The sequence below is a fragment of the Mycobacterium paraterrae genome (assembly GCF_022430545.2).
Taxonomy (GTDB): Bacteria; Actinomycetota; Actinomycetes; order Mycobacteriales; family Mycobacteriaceae; genus Mycobacterium; species Mycobacterium paraterrae.
This window is the reverse complement of record NZ_CP092488.2, coordinates 2127554-2145029: the sequence shown is the minus strand read 5'-3', so window position 1 is coordinate 2145029 and position 17476 is coordinate 2127554. Positions and strand designations below refer to the sequence as shown.

The 17476-nt window shown below is 64.5% G+C and carries 17 protein-coding genes; 7 read left to right on the top strand and 10 right to left on the bottom strand.

The features are described from left to right. Positions 1 to 74 precede the first annotated feature (74 nt). Positions 75 to 449 carry an STAS domain-containing protein gene (locus MKK62_RS10230; protein WP_240261179.1) on the bottom strand — a complete coding sequence of 125 codons (375 nt, stop codon included), beginning with the start codon at positions 447 to 449 and terminating at the stop codon, positions 75 to 77. Between the two features lie 140 nt (positions 450 to 589). Next, positions 590 to 805 carry a hypothetical protein gene (locus MKK62_RS10225; protein ID WP_240261180.1) on the bottom strand — a complete coding sequence of 72 codons (216 nt, stop codon included), beginning with the start codon at positions 803 to 805 and terminating at the stop codon, positions 590 to 592. Between the two features lie 158 nt (positions 806 to 963). Between MKK62_RS10225 and MKK62_RS10220 the strand changes: the two genes are divergently transcribed. After that, positions 964 to 2634, top strand: coding sequence for a cation:proton antiporter (locus tag MKK62_RS10220; protein WP_240264221.1), 1671 nt, complete (start codon positions 964 to 966; stop codon positions 2632 to 2634). Positions 2635 to 2681: 47 nt separating this feature from the next. Beyond that, positions 2682 to 3371: a type 1 glutamine amidotransferase domain-containing protein gene (locus MKK62_RS10215; protein WP_240261181.1), complete on the top strand. Its 690-nt coding sequence runs from the start codon at positions 2682 to 2684 to the stop codon at positions 3369 to 3371. 17 nt (positions 3372 to 3388) lie between these two features. On the opposite strand, the gene MKK62_RS10210 is transcribed toward MKK62_RS10215, so the two are convergent. From MKK62_RS10210 to MKK62_RS10180, 7 genes are all read right to left on the bottom strand, one after another. Next, complete coding sequence (locus tag MKK62_RS10210) at positions 3389 to 4795, bottom strand: aldehyde dehydrogenase family protein (RefSeq protein ID WP_240261182.1); 1407 nt, start codon at positions 4793 to 4795, stop codon at positions 3389 to 3391. A gap of 165 nt (positions 4796 to 4960) precedes the next feature. Beyond that, positions 4961 to 6586 carry an FMN-binding glutamate synthase family protein gene (locus MKK62_RS10205; protein ID WP_240261183.1) on the bottom strand — a complete coding sequence of 542 codons (1626 nt, stop codon included), beginning with the start codon at positions 6584 to 6586 and terminating at the stop codon, positions 4961 to 4963. A gap of 98 nt (positions 6587 to 6684) precedes the next feature. Next, positions 6685 to 6942 carry a DUF7218 family protein gene (locus MKK62_RS10200; protein ID WP_240261184.1) on the bottom strand — a complete coding sequence of 86 codons (258 nt, stop codon included), beginning with the start codon at positions 6940 to 6942 and terminating at the stop codon, positions 6685 to 6687. Between the two features lie 105 nt (positions 6943 to 7047). Further along, the gene (locus MKK62_RS10195; protein WP_240261185.1) at positions 7048 to 7377 is read right to left on the bottom strand and encodes a DUF3349 domain-containing protein; all 330 of its coding nucleotides are present in this window, start codon (positions 7375 to 7377) and stop codon (positions 7048 to 7050) included. A 69-nt stretch (positions 7378 to 7446) separates the two neighbouring features. Next, positions 7447 to 8166, bottom strand: a complete 720-nt coding sequence (locus MKK62_RS10190; protein WP_240261186.1) for a GAF and ANTAR domain-containing protein — start codon at positions 8164 to 8166, stop codon at positions 7447 to 7449. Positions 8167 to 8319: 153 nt separating this feature from the next. Beyond that, entirely contained in the window at positions 8320 to 10947 is a 2628-nt protein-coding gene (locus tag MKK62_RS10185) for a patatin-like protein (protein ID WP_240261187.1), read from the bottom strand. 10 nt (positions 10948 to 10957) lie between these two features. Then, positions 10958 to 11683, bottom strand: coding sequence for a hypothetical protein (locus MKK62_RS10180; protein WP_240261188.1), 726 nt, complete (start codon positions 11681 to 11683; stop codon positions 10958 to 10960). Between the two features lie 222 nt (positions 11684 to 11905). Between MKK62_RS10180 and MKK62_RS10175 the strand changes: the two genes are divergently transcribed. From MKK62_RS10175 to MKK62_RS10160, 4 genes are all read left to right on the top strand, one after another. Beyond that, positions 11906 to 12214: a hypothetical protein gene (locus tag MKK62_RS10175; protein ID WP_240261189.1), complete on the top strand. Its 309-nt coding sequence runs from the start codon at positions 11906 to 11908 to the stop codon at positions 12212 to 12214. Positions 12215 to 12330: 116 nt separating this feature from the next. Further along, the gene (locus tag MKK62_RS10170) at positions 12331 to 13113 is read left to right on the top strand and encodes a DUF1906 domain-containing protein (protein WP_240261190.1); all 783 of its coding nucleotides are present in this window, start codon (positions 12331 to 12333) and stop codon (positions 13111 to 13113) included. Between the two features lie 84 nt (positions 13114 to 13197). Continuing rightward, the gene (locus MKK62_RS10165) at positions 13198 to 13911 is read left to right on the top strand and encodes an FAD-dependent monooxygenase family protein (RefSeq protein WP_240261191.1); all 714 of its coding nucleotides are present in this window, start codon (positions 13198 to 13200) and stop codon (positions 13909 to 13911) included. Further along, positions 13833 to 14600 carry an FAD-dependent monooxygenase family protein gene (locus MKK62_RS10160; protein WP_240261192.1) on the top strand — a complete coding sequence of 256 codons (768 nt, stop codon included), beginning with the start codon at positions 13833 to 13835 and terminating at the stop codon, positions 14598 to 14600. The genes MKK62_RS10165 and MKK62_RS10160 overlap by 79 nt, the downstream gene beginning before the upstream one ends. On the opposite strand, the gene MKK62_RS10155 is transcribed toward MKK62_RS10160, so the two are convergent. After that, entirely contained in the window at positions 14512 to 15582 is a 1071-nt protein-coding gene (locus MKK62_RS10155; protein WP_240258159.1) for an IS110 family RNA-guided transposase, read from the bottom strand. The two genes, MKK62_RS10160 and MKK62_RS10155, sit on opposite strands and share 89 nt — an antisense overlap. 345 nt (positions 15583 to 15927) lie before the next feature. Between MKK62_RS10155 and MKK62_RS10150 the strand changes: the two genes are divergently transcribed. Beyond that, positions 15928 to 17298, top strand: a complete 1371-nt coding sequence (locus MKK62_RS10150) for a cytochrome P450 (RefSeq protein ID WP_240261193.1) — start codon at positions 15928 to 15930, stop codon at positions 17296 to 17298. Positions 17299 to 17476: the final 178 nt, after the last annotated feature.

Genomic DNA, 17476 nt, shown 5'->3' with positions numbered 1-17476 from the left:
CCACCGGGTGCGCTATGGCATCGCTCACCCAGCGGTGAACAGCGTTGAGGAACAACGCGATTGAACGTGACGGCTCAGCCGGTCGGCGCCGGGCTGGGCGGCGTACCGCCGAGCGCGGTGGCCACCGAGGGATAAATGTCCAGAAGGTCATGGATTCCCAGCAGCTGCATGGGCTTGGCCGTCACCGGGCCATGAGCCACAACTCGGAACGAGATCGCCAGTTCTTCGCTTTTGCGGCCGGCTTCCATCAGGACACTCATCCCGGCTGTGGCCAGAAAGGTGACGCCGCTTAGATCCACAATCAACGCCTCTGGTCGTCGACGAAGGACCGTCCGAATCCGCTCGGTCAGAATCGGGGCGGCGGACATATCCATGATCCCCTCGGCGGCCAACACCACCGTGTGGCCGTCATCATGCTCTGACAGTCGCAGCGCCGATGCCGTGTTCATCGGCAATCCCCGGCGGCGGCTAAACGCCCCGTCGCGCGTGCTCGTGGTTGCGTCGTTGCAACGGTCCACCTGCGCTCCTACTGCCTCAGTGGGATGGCCGATCTAGGACATCCGACTCAAGTTCCCGCTGCGAGCGCGGTTCAATCCGAAAGCACCTGGGGTGACGGTGCCACCGTGGCTTCGCTCGCCTCGGCGACCACCGGGCGATGACGCCGAACGCGACGGACGACGACCACCACGACGGCAATCCCGCACAATGCAACTACGGGCCAGAACAACGTCTGCAGCAACCAGATGCGGCGTTGCGCTCTCGCGACTTGACGTGATGCGTGGCGCACCCGAGCCAGGTTTTCCATGGCCGCCTCCCGGTTCGTGGTTTCAGTGCCGCTGTCGCACGTCCGGACAGGATGTACCCATGCCAGCCGCCCGGGAACCAACGAATCAGCCCTGAGGCGCCCGTCGGAGGATGCCGACCACGTCGATGTGCCGGGATGATGGGGACGTGAGTCTGCACATGGGTCTGGTGTTACTGCTGGCAGCCGTCGGCGTGATCGTGGCGGTCGATCGCATCGCGGCTCGCACCGGACTGCCCAGCGCGGCGCTGCTGGCTATGGGCGGCATCGCTTACGCCTTCCTGCCGGGACCCAACATTGCGCTGAAGCCCGAGCCCGCGCTGTACTGCATATTGCCGCCGCTGCTCTACTACGCCGCCCTGGAAGCCTCGCTCGTCGAAATCCGGCGCAACCTGCGCACCGTGATCAGCCTGTCGGTCGTTTTGGTATTGCTGACCGCGTGTTCGGTCGGTGTCGTGTTCTCCCTACTTGTCGGGGGCGCCACGTTTGCGGTGGGCACGGCCCTCGGTGCGGCGGTGGCGCCACCCGATCCGGTCGCGGCACTCGCCGTCGCCCGCAAGGTCGGCCTGCCGTCGAACATCATCACGCTCATCGAGGGCGAGGGTCTGCTCAACGACGCGACGGCGCTGACCACGCTGTCGGTGGCCATCGCCGCGGCCAGCGGCGGCGGGTTCTCGGCGCCATCGGCCGTGGGAAAGTTTCTGCTCGCCGCGGTAGGCGGCCTCGCGGTCGGGGTAACGATCGCGGCGGCCCGGCGCCTGATCAGCCGGTGGACGCCTGACATTTTGACTGCCAACGCGGTCTCGCTTGCCACACCGTTCGTGGCCTACCTCGCTGCCGAGCAGATCTCAGCGTCCGGTGTGCTCGCGGTGGTGGTGTGCGGGTTGATTGTCGGACACGATCTGCCCCGATCGGAGTCCGGTGCGAGTCGGTTACAGACACGGGCGGTCTGGCGTCTGACCAACTTCCTGCTCGAGGGGTTCGTGTTTTTGCTCATCGGCCAGCAACTGCCGCGGATCCTGCAGGGACTGAGCAGGTATCCGACCACCACCGTTGTCTCGGCGGTCGGCGGCACTCTCGCCGTGGTGCTGCTGCTGCGACCGATCTGGCTGCTGGTCACGCAGCTGCTGCCGCAGCCGTTGCACTCCCGGCTCGGGGAAGTCTCGGGCGCTGAGCCCGACGAGATGACGGCCTCCGTCCCGAGCCGGCTGGCCCGCGACCGCGGCTCCCAACGACTCAGCGTGCGTGAGGTGTTCGTGCTGAGCTGGGCCGGCACCCGCGGTGTGGTGAGCCTGGCCGCGATCTTCACGGTGCCGCTGGTGACAGAGGGCGGTGCGCCGTTCCCGGCGCGGGACCTCCTGCTGTTCTGCACGTTGGTGGTGGTGTTGGTGACGTTGATCGGGCAGGGTCTCACCTTTGCGCCCTTGGCGCAGGCCTTGGGTATTCGCGTCAAACCCGCCGACGAGTCACGGCTTCGCAAGCTGGCTGGCATTGCCGCAATCCGTGCCGCGATCGAACGGCTGGACGCGCTCACCCAGCAGAGCGACGACGAGATCGATCGGCAGGCCGCCGACAGCGTGCGCAAGCAATTGTCGACGCGACTCAAAACGCGCCAACAACAGCTCGACGTGCTCGACGTCACCGACACCGACGACGTCCCCGCGTTCCCCAACGACGACGCGCTTCTCGAGATGCGCCGCGCGGCGATCGACGCCCAGCGCGAGGAGTTGGTGCGTTGGCGCGATGCGGGCATGCTGCCCGACACCGGACTGCGCGCTTTGCAGCGTGCGCTGGATCATGAAGAGGGCATGCTGGCGTTCAGCCGGCCATGATCGGTCAATCCCTGGCGCGGAGTGAGCATCAAGGCAATCCTGGAGGGATGCCCACGCGAATACTGAACGTCGTCAGCAACGTCTCTCACTACGAAGACCCCTCCGAGCCGACCGGGTTGTGGCTCTCGGAGTTGACCCATGCGTATCACGTCTTCGCCGAAGCCGGTTATCAGCAGACGATCATCAGCCCGAAAGGCGGCGCGTCCCCGCTAGAGCCGCGCTCGTTGAAGTTCCCGAATTACAACCGAAGCGCGAAGGCCTGGCGGAAAAACGACCAGAAAATGATGCTGCTGCACCGCACCACGCCGGCGGATCAGGTCGACGCGGCGGATTTCGACGCGATCTACTTCACCGGCGGTCACGCCGTGATGTTCGACTTCCCCGATAGCCCTGCGCTACAAGCTCTTACCCGAGAGATCTTCGAGCGCGGCGGAGTCGTGTCTTCCGTGTGCCACGGCTACTGCGGCCTGCTCAACACGACGCTGTCCAACGGCGAGCTTCTGGTCGCCGGCCGCAAGCTCACCGGGTTCGCCTGGTCGGAAGAGGTCTTGGCGCGGGTGAACAAGCTAGTGCCCTACAACGCCGAGGCGGAGGTCAAGAAGCGTGGCGCCCGATATGGAAAGGGCTTGGTCCCCTTTGCGCCACACGTCGTCGTCGACGGACGGCTGGTGACCGGACAGAATCCCGCGTCGGCCAAAGCGACGGCCAAGAAGGTCGTCGCGGTACTGGAAGGCTGACCTGTCAGGAGCTCCCGCTAAATACCGATGTATACCGCCTTGGTATTGAAGTAGGCCTCGATGCCTTTGCGGCCGCGCTCGCCGCCCCACCCCGACTGCTTGTGCCCGCTGATCGGCATCGAGGGATCGGCCGCAAGGGCGGAGTTCACCCAAATCTGGCCTGCGCGAAGCTCGTTCACCACGCGATGTGCACGGGCCAGGTTCTCGGTCCAGATGGAGCCGGCGAGGCCGTAGTGCGTGTCGTTGGCAGCCGCGATCACCTCGTCCTCCTCGTCGAACGGGATCACACAGCCGACGGGTCCGAAGATCTCCTCCTTGATCAGTCGCATGTCGGGCGTGGTGTTGGTGACGATGGTCGCCTCGTAGAAATAGCCCTTGCGGTCCATCGGCTTGCCGCCGGTGATCACCTTCGCGCCACCGGCCACGCCGTCGTCGACGATGCCGGCGACTCGGGTGCGCTGCTTGTCACTGATGAGGGGGCCCAACACGGAGTTGGGGTCTTCACTGCCACCCATCGGGAGCATCTGGGCGAAGGCGGCGAGGCCCTCGACGACCTGGTCGTAAATGGCGCGCTGAACGTAGATGCGAGACGTACACGAGCAGTTCTGTCCCGAGCCGGCAAGCAATCCCATGCCGGCGCCCATGATCGCTTTGTCGAGGTTGGCGTCGTCGAACATGATCAGCGGCGACTTGCCGCCGAGTTCGAGTGTCAGTCGCTTCAGGTTTCCCGCGGCGGCCTGGACGATCAGGCGGCCGACCTCCGTCGATCCGGTGAACGAGATCTTGTCGACGTCAGGATGCGCGGTCAGCGCCGCGCCGGTGGTCTCGCCGTAGCCGGTGATGACGTTGAGCACCCCGTCGGGCAGGCCTGCCTCGCGGAAGATTTCTTCCAGCTTCAGGGCGGTCAGAGGAGTTTCCTCGGCGGGTTTGAGCACGGCGCTGCAGCCCGCGGCGAGGGCGGGCGCAACCTTGAGCATCGCCACGAAGAAGGGGCCGTTCCACGGGATGATCAGGCCGACGACGCCGACAGGCTCGAGCTGAGTGAAGGTGTGGTAGGTCTCCCAGGTTCCGAGCAGTCCGTCGGACACCAGGTTCGCCGACTCACCGTGGATCTTGCCGACCCAGCCGGCGTAGTACTTCAGCATGTCGACCGACACCGGGATGATGTGCTTCGCCGCTTGGGAGTTCATGCCGTTGTCTTGCGCTTCGAGAGCGGCAAGTTCCTCGGCGCGCTCCTCGATGATGCGCGCGGCGCGAAACAACACGTTCGCGCGGTGGGTGGCCGGCGCCTTCCGCCACACGCCGGACTCGAAGGTCTCACGAGCGCGGGCGACGGCCGCGTCGACAGCCGCTTGGTCGGAGTCGGGCACCTCCGCGATCTGCTCTTCCGTGGACGGGTTGAAGACCGCAATGGTGTTGGTCAATGTCGTGCATCCTCTCGCGGAGACCGTGATCCGGCAAAACTACTCTATTAATTTAGAGTAGTTTTGCTTGGGCCAAAAGAGTGGTGCAATTAATGGCACCACCGTCTCATTCAGCGGAGGTCGACAGGGCTCGGCGGCAGTGTGTTCGTGCGCGAGATCGAATACTTACGACGCCAGTGACGTTCGACAGTCGGCCCGTTCGCGATCACTGACCGGTGCGAACGAGTCCGGGTCGGCATGCTCCCAATCCACCCGCCACGATGCCGGAACGTGGTGCAGGAGTGACCCGGGCTCGAGCCACTCGTAAAGCTCCGCATACGAACGCTGGTCGTTGGGTGTCACGCGTTTGCGCAGCAGGTGCGGATTGAGCTGCGAGGGATGCGCGACTCCCATCGACGCCATCAACCGCATCGCTTGATCGACCGTCGCCCGCTGATACCGATAGACCCGCTCGCTCTTGTCGGGAACATCGAGCGCACGCGCCCGGCGCGGATCCTGAGTCGCGACGCCGACCGGACAGTGATTGGTATGGCACCTCTGGGACTGGATACACCCGGTGGCCATCATCATCGCGCGAGCCGAATTGGTGTAATCCGCACCCTGGATCAGGCGTTTGACGATGTCGTTTCCGGTGGCGACCTTTCCGCTCGCACCGATCCGTATCTGATTCCGCAAGCCCGTCCCCACCAAGGCGTTGTGCACCACCATCAACCCGTCGGTCAACGGAAGTCCAACGTGGTCTTCGTATTCCAGTGGTGCCGCGGCGGTGCCGCCTTCGGCGCCGTCGACCGTGATGAAGTCGGGAACCGTTCCCTCGTCGAGCATGGCCTTGCACAGCGCCAAGACGTCGGCCCGCGAACCGACACACAACTTGATACCGATCGGTTTGCCGTCGGTCAGCTCACGCAACCGCACCACGAACCTCATCAATTCGCGAGGTGTGCCGAATGCCGAATGCGAGGACGGGCTCACGCACTTTTCGCCGGCCGGGACGCCGCGATAAGCCGCAATCTCCTTGCTCACCTTCGCGGCTGGGAGCACACCGCCGAAGCCGGGTTTGGCGCCCTGGCTGAGTTTGATCGAGATGGCCTTGACGGCTTCGTGTGCCGCCTTCTCCGCGAATTGGTCCGGGTCGAACGTGCCGTCGCTCTTGCGCGCGCCGAAGTAGCCCGATCCCAGTTCCCAGATCACGTCGGCGCCGCCGAGATGGTACGGAGTCAGGCCGCCTTCCCCGGTGTCGTGGGCGAAATGACCTTTGCGCGCGCCGTTGTTCAGTGCGCGCAGGGCATTACCGGACAGCGAGCCGAAACTCATCGAGGAGATGTTCATCAGCGCGATGTAGTACGGCCGTTTACAGTCCGGGCCGCCAATACGCACGCGGAACGGCTCCGGGTGCGGCTCGACGGGCGCTATCGAGTGGACCAGGTATTCATAGCCTGGGTAACCGATGTCGCGCTCGGTGCCGTAGGACTGTTCGGCGGCGGTGCCCTTCGCGCGCTGATAGATCAGCGACCGGACGTCGCGATCGAATGGCCGACCGTCGACGTTGCGTTCGATGAAATATTGCTCCAATTCGGGGCGAATGGCCTCCAGCAGGTAACGCATGTGGCCGAGCACTGGATAGTTGCGCAACACCGAGTGCTTTCGCTGCGCGAGGTCGTAGACCCCGATCACAGCGAGCAGAGTGATCAACGCGGCGGGAGCGGCGAAGCCGAGCGAGTGCGCGACCGCGAGGTAGTCCAAGGCGGCCGCCAGCAGCAGTGCACATCCAATGGCGGCAAAGCGAATCATGGGGTGTAGGTCTCCGCACAACAGAATCGGGGTCGTCGGGGCAGGCGGCGCCGTGCCGTGGGCCAGGCGAGGCCCGCGGCGGCAGATTCAGTCCGCGATCAGTGGTTGCGCAGCGTCGTGACGAGTTGCTGCTTGTTGAGGCGGGAATATCCGCTGATGCCTAGCTCTTTGGCGCGATGCTTCAAATCGCTCACCTTCCAGTCCTCGTAGGAACCGGACTTTCCGCCCTTGCGGCCCACCGACGACTTGCCGCGGGCAGCCGCCGCATTGGAAATCCGCGCGGCCTTCTCCTGCGAATTTCCTTGTTTGCGCAGATCCCGGTACATCTTCTCGTCTTTGATCGATGAATTGGGCATATCGCAACCTCCTGCTTTGGGTACCAGGCAGGATGCCCCGGTTGCCGGTGGCTAAACCGCGCCGGCCGGTGCCGACGATCGAAGTTCAGGCGAAGCGGTTGCCGTTCAACGGTTCTCGTCGGGCCGAGGAAAGCTGTCGGTGACCGCGCAACCCGCGGCGGCTATCCGCTTGTTGACGCGTTCGGCATCTTCGAGGGACGGCAGGTCGTCAACGAGTTTGGTGATCGCCACCTGCACGTCTGCTCTATCGATGGGCGAGGCTCCCGTGACCATCAACGTGCCGGCCACCAGCGACACTTCGTCGTCGGACAGCCGGCGCCGACATAGGGCGAGCAGGGGCACATAGCCCCTTTCGACGCCCCTTTCGACAATGCCGATGGGATAGCCGGCCCGGAGAAAACCCACGATCGGTGCCAGCAGTCTGGTCATCAACATGATTCACCGCCTTGCCGGGAAGTCGTCCCGGGTTGTGCTTGCTGCCCTGGTCGCTGAAGGCAATTGAGGTCAGGGTTGACGCTCTGTGTCCGTGAACTCGAGGCGCTCGGCCTCGACCAGCTCGGCGGCGACCGTGAATAGCGGAGTGTTCGAAGATTGCGAGAGGCGCTTCAACAGTTCGAACGCCTGCGCGGCATCGATTCTGAACCGCTCCATGATCATGCCCTTGGCCTGCCCGATGATGTCGCGCGATTGCAAGGCTTGGTGGAATTGGTGGTCTCTTCGGACCGGCGTCCACGCCATCGCGGTGTAGGCGGCGTAGCTCAGCGCTACTTCGGTAATGCCGACGTCGAACGCGCTCGGCTTCTCGGCGTAGATGTTCAGAGCGCTGACGCCCGGCGAGTCGGACACCAGTGCCATGCTGAGGACAGATCGGATAGGTGTGCGTTCCACTACCGCGCGACTGTATGTCGGCCAGCGCGGATCATTCGCGATGTCGTCGACCCGGACCACGTCGTCGTTTTTCGCCGCCGACAAGCAAGGCCCCGCTCCGCATTCCGCCTGGATCTCGTCCAGCACGGCGGGGAACGGACCAGTGCATGTTTCGGTCGAGATCCTTCCGCGTACCGCAAGGGTGATGCCGGCGTGTTGCGCTGACGGGAGGAAGCGGACAGCTCCGGCGGCCAGGTCGTCGAGAACCTCCTTGACAACGAGTTTCTGACGCTGCTGCAGACCGCGGACGAACTCGGACATCTCGAGATCGAGCCGCGGCGCAAAATCGCTGTTCATTTGGGTTCCTTCCCGCGCAGCGCTGTGCTGAGCCGCATAAAACCGCGGGTGTTGGCTACCCGGCCTGTCGCCCACTACGCGCCGAAGCGAACGCTCTTCGTTTTACGGACATCCGGCGGCGACGCCGATACGTCGCTCGTCCGTACGACCGCTCTAGGTGAACCGCTGGAGCAACCCACCGACCTTGGCGGCCAGGGAGGCTGCGCCGCGCGCCGGTGTCAGGAGTAGACGGATGCTGCTCGGCATGGCCTCGCTCAACATCTTCACCGCGACCGCGACGGCACGGAGGACGGTCCGGCGAAACAGCCACGTGTGGTATTCAGCGCTGAACTCTTCAGCTGGTATCTGACAGGCGTTCAGGACCTGGGCGGCTTGCGCTACGGGCACGACCGGGCACGACGTGTCCCCCATCGCAGCGGTGTACGCGTCGCGGAATCCTTTGGTGTCCTTCTCATTCGCCTGGTTGTGTTCGTCGACTGCGACCTGTTCCGCCACGTGTACGAGCTCTTCTCCGGCGATGAGTCGTTGCAGACCGCCGGCGACCCACGTGGCGGTCGTCGGAAGACTCGGCGGCAACTCGACGGTCCCGTCCAGGAACGCCATCTCCTCACGGGTCGGTCGAGATTCGCTGGGCAGCAACGGTTCCCAGACACCCAGCGGTGCGGGGCACCCGGCAATCTGCTCTAGTTGCTGACGCAGCTTTCGTGTGAACGACGCGGGGTCGCCGGATTCGGTGGCAAGCTGATGGAGCCGCTGCGGGTCGAGCAGCACATGCACCAGCCATCCCGCACCGTCCAGCCGTCCCCACATCCAGTCGTTCGCCCGCCACGAGGCTTTATAGAACGCGCCAAAGTGGTGCATCTTGAGGCCGGTGAGTTTCTTGGCGGCGGCATCCCGCGGGTCCAGAGCGGTACCTGTGTCGGAGCTCATCTGGATCAGTTCGAGCGCCTGATCCGCCAACACGCCGTCGGGCTGTATCGCGTATCGCGCGACCTGCAGGTCGAAGAGTCGGGCAGCCACTAGGTCCACCGAATTCTTCCCGTCGGGGCCAGTGAGGTAACCGAGTAGATCCTCAACAAACCCGTCAGTCCCCGGGGACGCACCGTCACCTGATGGCGCCACGAGCCGGCTCATGGCGATCACCACTTCGGCGAGCTGAGCCCAGGGCTCCCGCTCCGGTTGGATCTTCATGCTGGCTTTTGCCAGCGCCTGGGCAACTGAACTCGAACGGGCCTTCAGCGTGGTGAGTTCGGGCGCGACAGGGACCTGCGGGCCGACCCCGAATCCTCGAATCAACGTGTCGTCCGCGGTATCGCGCTGCGGCATCGCTTCGGCCACCCGTTCGCGGAGTCTGCCGAGTTCTTCCTTCTGTTGCGCGGACAATGTCAGACGGTAGGTTCGGCGGAGGATGGCAAGGACGGTCGCACGTCCTTCGTCGAGCGTTTCTCGGCCGGCGGCATTCATTCCGCGATAGTCACCAATCGCGGGCAGGTCGGGCTGCACGGCGTCTTCGGCGGCAGCCTTGGCTGTTTTACAGGCCTCGCGCGCAGCCGAGCCGAAGCCGAGCGGGCTTCCGTCGGAAGCCAATCGGCCGGCGGGCACCCGTTCCATCACCTCGTCGGAAGCGACGCGGGCGATATCGTCGGTGCGTCGATCCCGATAGCGCGAGTAGAACGGCAAACCAAGCCGCTCCATCGACATGCCCATCACGGCCAGCTGTCGCCTGACGTCGTTTCGGGCTCGCACCTGCTGGTTGTGCGCCGAGATGGCGGCCAGATCGGCCGAGATGCTCTGCGCCATAACGGCTCCCACGTCGGCGCCCAATGTCGCGAACAGGCCCGGCGGATCTGTCAGCGGCGGCTTCTCGGCTTCAGTCACGGTCGGCACCACAAACGCCAGCACACGCCGCACCTCGCGATCGGCGGGACGGTCGAATACCGCCTGCAGCGCTTGCCCGAGCGGCCGGTTGGCCAGCAGACCGCCGTCCGCCACGAATTGCGACGTGACGTTTCCCGTCATGAAGGGGCGCATGTCGGGGTGAGCCGAATCGGGTGTGGTGCCGATGGGGACGAAGCCGGCTTCGAACGCCAGCGGAAATGAGGCGCTGCAGCGCGCCGCGAGCGCAAGCGCGGGAACGTTGGCGGGGGTCAATTGCTCGTCGGTGAAGCTGAACAGCCCGTGGTGGTCGACATCGTTGACGGCCACGCCGTACTCGTCGCGAAAGACGCTGGGCTTGCCTTCGAGCAAGGTCGTGGTGATGAACACGCGTGTCGGATCGTGAGCGCTCGCAATGTTGTTGGGCGCCGAAGCGGCGAGCTTTTCCAGCCCGGCGCGAAGGCCGTCCAGTAAGGCCTTATCGCCGTAGAGGAGCGATGTCATCGGCGGCCCATCCGCGGGGTTCCGCAGTAGGCCGCCGAGCGATCCCTCCTCGAACCACAGTTGGCGCAAGCCATCAAGGTCGAGGCGTTGGACGTTGGCGAGGCCGAGAATGACAGCGTTGATACCGCCGGCGCTCGTCCCCGAGATGACGTCAAGGCTGCAGTCGATGTTGAGCAACTCCAATAGCTTTGCGTACAGATCACGCACCCGGCGACCTTGTTCGGTGGTGTCTGCGACGACTTCACCGCGTCGCAGACGGCTCGCGGCGAGCAGCAGATTCATCTCCCGCGCCATCCCACCCATCCAGACCGCCAAGCTGACGCCGCCGGTGAACGTCGCCGCCAGCCGTAGCTCTGCCTGGGGTTGCGCCGTGGGGGAACCGCCGGATTGGGGAGCACTCATGCCGGCGCTCCTACGCACTCGCCTTGGCGAACATGGCTTCGCTCTGCACGAGCCGGCGCCGGGTGCGGGCGAGCTTGCCGGACTTCATCTTTTTGCGCCAATCCGGAAAGTCGTCACCGAACTGCTGATGCTCGGCGCCAGCCGACTCATAGATGACGTAACCGCCCTTGAGGATGCTGAACGGGGCATGGAGTTTTCCGAGCTTGTCGTATTGCGCGGTGGTGCGATCCGACAGCGGGTCGAACCAGGCTGGTGTCACGAAGTTGGCAACCGACACGCCGTTGACTGCGTAGGTCGGTGCCTCGACCGGGTCGCACACCTCGAAGCTGTATGCCTTGCCGCGTCCGTCGTTGGCCCACAGATTGCAGTTGGGGTCGATGTACATTTCGAGCACTTCGTGCGACAGCACGCTAGAGACACTCCAGTCCCCCGTCGTCGCTTTTCCGCCGTTCTCGAGTTCCGGCTGAGCGGCGACGACACCCCAAAGTTTGCCGCCCTGATCTTCGGTGTGAAAACCGAGCACACCCTTGGGTTGGTCTTTGATGGTGTCGACCAAGGCGATGCCATGGGCGGCCACCGGCACGTCTTTGGGGTCGGTGTAGAAGATGACCGCCGCGGGCGCCCGATCCCACAGCGGGGCAACGTCTAACCGGACCTGGGCGGCAATCGCCTGGGTCATGATGGCGGCGTCTTGGTCCGACACCATCGTCGACTGGTTGAGAATCGCGATCAACATAATCCGCTCCCGTTATTGAGGGCCCGACTCGTCGACGGGCTGTCAACATCGTCGGCCGCGGCTCCAGAAAATGCGTGAGTAGTGCGCTACTCAATTTCAGTCCGGGACCGCACGCCCCCGCGTTTCGGACGGTGGAAAAGCGGGTACCAGGGCTGTTCCTCCACGGGCGCTCAGTCGCAGCCGTCCGTCGTCGCGGACATCGAAGGAAAGAGAGAGAGCGCCATGGGCCACTACGACCCCGCACTGTCATACGACGAAATGCTGCAGGTCTTCAAGTCTTCGCTGGGGCAAGCGCTGTCAGGCAATCTGCTGCCGCACGATTCATCGATCTTCAATGTGACGGTGATTCTCGCCTTGCTCGATGTCGCCAACGCTGCGCGCTTGGGCCGGCCCACCGAGAGCCTCGTCACTCGCGCCACTGAGGCGTTCGCGGTGTTCGCCGCGGACTTCGCGGTGGACGACGAAACGACTCAAACGTGGAACGGGGCGGCACGGTCGCGCGCGGTGCCGTCGCTGAAGATCGCCAACTGACTGCAGAGCTCATGCCACGGCGGGGAATCGTGAATCCCGCCGACGCCCCATGTTCACGCAGACCGACTCCAGCGCGGCAACATCGTCAACAGTAGTCACATTGTTAACATCGCGCGATGCAGGATTCGTCGGTGATATCCCGGCGGGAGGCGCTGCGCTACGCCGCCACCCTGTCGGCGTTGGCCGGACTGGGTGTGGCATCGATGAGTTCCGGCACCCCCACCGCCGCGGCGGCCGCTCCCACGCTGATCGACTTCGCCATGCGCCAAATCCCGGCTCAGGACATCCGGGCCGCCGGGCACTCCGGTGTGGTCAACTACGTCTCGCTCTCGCGCCCCGGCTCGTCCTTCGGCGCCAAGCCCATCACCCGTCCCTACGCCCAATCGCTCACCGCCGCTGGGTTGGTGATCGTCAGCAACTACCAGTACGGCAAGCCGGGCGGGTCGGCGCCGTCTGACTTCCTGCGCGGTTTCAGCGGCGGTGTGTCCGACGCCCACACCGCGTGGCAACTACATTCGGCGGCCGGTGGTGGACAGAGCGCACCCATCTTCTTCACCGTCGACGACGACATCAACCGGGACACGTGGAACAACGTTGCGCTGCAATGGTTTCGCGGAATCAACTCAGTGCTCGGGGTTCAACGCACCGGTGTCTACGGGGGCATCAACGTGTGCCAATGGGCAGCCGCCGACGGGGTGATCGGGAATTCGCGCACGCCCGGCAAGCGGTGGGCGTGGCAGACCCGGTCCTGGTCTCATGGTCAAGTCGATCCCGCCGCGGTGTTGTACCAACGGATCGTCAGCACCGCCTCGACCCCCGGGCCGATCGTGGGCGGGGAGGAAGTCGACGTCAACGACGTCCTGGCCCAGGACTGCGGTCAGTGGAACCTCCATCCGTGAGGTTCTGACCGGCCCGGGATGGTGAAATCCGAGAACGCGATGACGAGTCGGGCTAGAGACAGTGCCGTTGTCTGCGGCGCAAGTATGGCCGGATTGCTTGCCGCGGCCGTGCTGTCAGATTTCTACGGCTCTGTCACGGTGGTCGAACGAGATGTGTTGCCTGAAGCGGCCGTTCAGCGCAAAGGAGTGTCGCAGGGCCGGCACTTGCACGCGCTGTTGACTCGCGGCTCTGTCGTGTTGGCGCAGTTGCTTCCCGGGCTGCTCGAAGATCTAGAGGCGTGCGGTGCGAAGGTGGTCGACGGGACGGATCCGTCGGTGATCTCGGCGCGAGTCTTCGGCCACGAGCTGAGCCGCTCCGGGCAATTCGCCGACCCGGACGCGCTGGTTACTCACCTAGCCAGCCGACCGCTGTTGGAAGCTCGGGTGCGTCGACGGGTGCGCGCTATTCCCAATGTGGCCTTCCTAGAGGGCCATGACGTGGTCGAGCCAATCCTCGGTGATGCGAACCGCGTCACCGGAGTTCGAACGGTCGACCGCGCGGATGGCCGAAAACGGCTATTGGAGGCCAGTTTGGTAGTCGACGCGATGGGACGTTCCGCCCGCACACCGGCATTCCTCGAATCGAGCGGTTACGGCAGGCCGCCGGAGCAGAAATACCCGGTGGACCTGACCTACTCGACCCAATTCCTCCATTACCCGACGGTGCCCTTGCCGAGAAAATGGTCATCACCGGGCCAACGATTGAAAATTCAACGGGCGCAGGTGTTTTGGCCTACGAGAACGGGACGGTGTGCCTGACTCTCATGGGCATAGCCGGATATCAGCCACCGGCCCATTTCCCGGACATGCTCGCACTGGCGGACGTATTGCTTCCAACTACGACGGTGGCCGCATTACGGACGGGCGAGCCACTCGGAGAGGTGGCAGCCGCGCACTACCCCACCAGCGTGTGGCGCCGTTACGACAAGGTGAAGCGATTCCCGATGGGATTGATCGTCATTGGTGATGCGGTGTGCAGCTTCAATCCGGTTTACGGCCAAGGCATGACATCGGCTGCGCTGCAAGCGAAAGTGTTGCGCGACTGTTTGGCAGATTGCCATACAGACGACCCGGGGGAACGGTATTTCCGCGGTGCCGCCATGAAGCTCGGTCCGATCTGGAGAGCCAACCGCGTCATTGACTTCGCGATCAGACCCGTGGATGGCTGGCGCGCTGTCCCGCAACGGCTGTTGAACTCGTGCCTGGAACAGGTGGTGATCGCCGCCGCCGGCGACACCGCGCTGACCGAGGCCTTCTTACGCACCCAGGCGATGACCGACTCGTCATTGCGGCTGCTGCGGCCGTCGATGCTGATGCGCGTCATCAGGAGTAGCCGTCGCGGCATGTGTTTCTCCTATGTCAAGCCGCTGCCGGTTGGCAAGGCTGAGTTCGGTGTTGCTGGTCGGTGTGGAGGCGGCCGAAGACGACGCGGGCGAGGCGGCGTTTGAGGCAGCGCAGGGCTTCGGGATTGGAGTCGCCTGCGGCTAATCGATGACGGTAGTAGGTCTGTCCGAGGCCCTCGAGGCGGATTTGGGTGACGGCGATGCGGTGCAGGGCGGCATTGAGTTGTCGGTTGCCGGAGCGGGTCATGCGGACTCGACCGGCGGTGTTGCCCGACCACACTGGTACCGGGGCCACCCCGGCATGCCGTGCGAAGGCGGCCTCGCTTTTGAACCGGGTCACTCCTGCCGTCTCACCGACGAGCTTGGCCGCGGTCAACTCCCCGCACCCGGGCATCGCCAACAGTGTCGGGGCAATCGCGCGCACTCGCGCACCGATCCGCTTGGCCAGCGCGTCGATCGCTTCGGTCAGCCGGTCGATGTCGGCGAGCTCATCGCGGGCCAGCTCGGCGACTAGACCGGGAACGGTCGTCAACCAGGCGCCCAACAGCAGGCGATGTTTAGCGCGATCCAACGACCCAGGACGGGGGGCGCGCTCGGGATCAAGTTCATGAACTCGCCAGCGCAACCGGTTGATCGTTGCAGTCCGTTGTGCCACAAGAACTTCCCGGCGATCCACCAGCAGCTTCAGCTCGCGGGACACCTCATCATGGGACGCTACCGGCAGATCGGGTTCACGCAGGAATCCCCGCGCAACTGCGAGCGCATCGATCGGGTCAGACTTGCCCCGGGTCCGTGCCGACGCACGGGTTTGGGCCATTAACTTCGGTGGTACTCGCACCACCTTTTGGCCAGAACCCAGCAAGTCGCGTTCCAGGCGCGCTGACAAATGCCGGCAATCCTCGATTGCCCACACCACCTCGGCGCCAAAGCGTTCCCGGGCCCACATCACCGCCTCAGCATGCCCGGCAGTGACCGCTCTGACAGTCTTCTCGCCGAGCTTGCGCCCCACCTCGTCGACAGCAACAAAGGTATGGGTGTGCTTGTGAACATCGGCTCCAACAACAACCATAGGGGTTGCCTCCTTCACTGTGAGGTGACGGTTGGGCCGGTCGGCGGACAAACCTCAGTGGGGGCGGTGCCACGCTCCTATCAAGTCACGCCGGCCGGTCCTTCACACCCGGTGCCGGCAAAACGCATGAACGCCAACCGAAGGCGGCAGGCAGGCTATGAGCCAGACACCAGGTGATCAGGATCCAACCACCGCAACCTCCTGCGGCACCTCACCCTGACACTGACGGCAAGCTAGCCCGCCCGCCACCCGGGATGTCGATTCCTTGTCGGTCAGTACGATGGCATAGCGAACGTGGAGGCCAGAACCGCCGACACCGCTGGGCTGGGTCCGGTGAGTCGCTATCTCTGATCGGAGGTGAAGATGACTGCCGGGGCCGATGTCCGCAGCATCAACTCGTTGCCCCGCGTCGGCGTGCGCGGGTTGTTGGGCGACCGCGGGCGCTTCTTCCGGCCGCTGGGACAACAGTCGCCGCTGCGTAGCATCGGCGAGCGGTTTCTGATCGACCTCCCGCTGGGCCCCAAGATGGTCGTCACCTCATCCCCGGACGACGCCAAAGCCGTGTTTGCCGATCGGGACGGGGCTCTCTCCTTCGGGGAGCTCATGAAGCGGTTCTCGCCGCACGAAAAGCTGTTCGGCAGCGATGCGTTCATCTTCCTCGACGGCGAAGCCCACATGGAAGAGAAGCGCAAGGTTGCGCCACCGCTACACGGTAAGGCCCTCAAGTCCTACGAGCAGGCCATGACCGATATCGTCCTGCGCCGGCTACCGGACTGGCCGCTCGGCGAACGTGTCGAGTTCTGCGACATCGGCGGCCAACTGTCGCTCGACGTGATGATGACGGTGATCTTCGGCGTGTCAAAGCCCGAGCGGATGCGGCGCCTGGAGAAGGCGATGCTTGCGCACTGCGCGGCCACTGAAAGCCCGGCTTTTCTCGGCGTCGGGATGATCACGATGGCGGTACGCGGCAATTGGGTGGCCATACCGTCGATCGCTCGTACGGCCGCCGCGGTGGATGCGATCGTCCTCGAGGAAATCGCGGAGCGGCGACACAGCGGGGCCCGGCCTGACGACTGCCTGACGCTGTTCCTCGAGATCAACCAACACGACGAGCACCCGCGTGACGACGCGTTTTTGGCACGATCGATGCGCGGCCTGATGCTGGCCGGATACGCCGCCACCGCAGTGACGTTGGGATGGGTGGCCGAGTTGCTCGTGCACCAACCCGAAACCCTTGCCGCTCTCGAGGACAGCATCGATCGGGGCGAGGACGCCTACCTCGACGCCGTTATCGCCGAGTCGATGCGTCTGCGCCCGGCATTGCCCATCACCGGGCGCCGCGCACTACGGGACTTCGACCTCAACGGGCTGCGCATTCCACGCGGTGCGTACATCATTCTGGCGATCATGGCGATGCACGAACGCGACGATCTTCATCCCGACCCCCTGGCTTTTCGACCGGAGCGCTTCGTCAATACGCGGCCTGGCGCCAACACCTGGCTGCCGTTTGGCGGCGGCGTGTACCGCTGTGTCGGCGCCGAGTTCGTCCTGTTCGAGGCACGGGTGCTACTGCGGACCTTGCTGCAGCACCGCCGGCTGAGCGCCGTCGACAGCGGACCGGGTGGTCGCCCGAGTCGTAAACACCCGCTGCCTGTTCCCACCAACGGCGCGCCCGTGGTGCTGTCCAGCCACCATCGGACAGGCACACCATCGCGGGAGAACGTTGCGATATGAGCGTTCCGGCCACGTTCATCCATTTAAGGGGGCGACGGCTCGGAAGCTCCTGACGAATACACCGTCCATGGCAGGCCCTATTCCCGGCATCGGCGCAGCTGATTGTTCGGATAGCGCTATCTGCTACTTGCGATGCATAGATTTCGCGGCGCGACGCCGTTGTCAGCAAATAAGATTC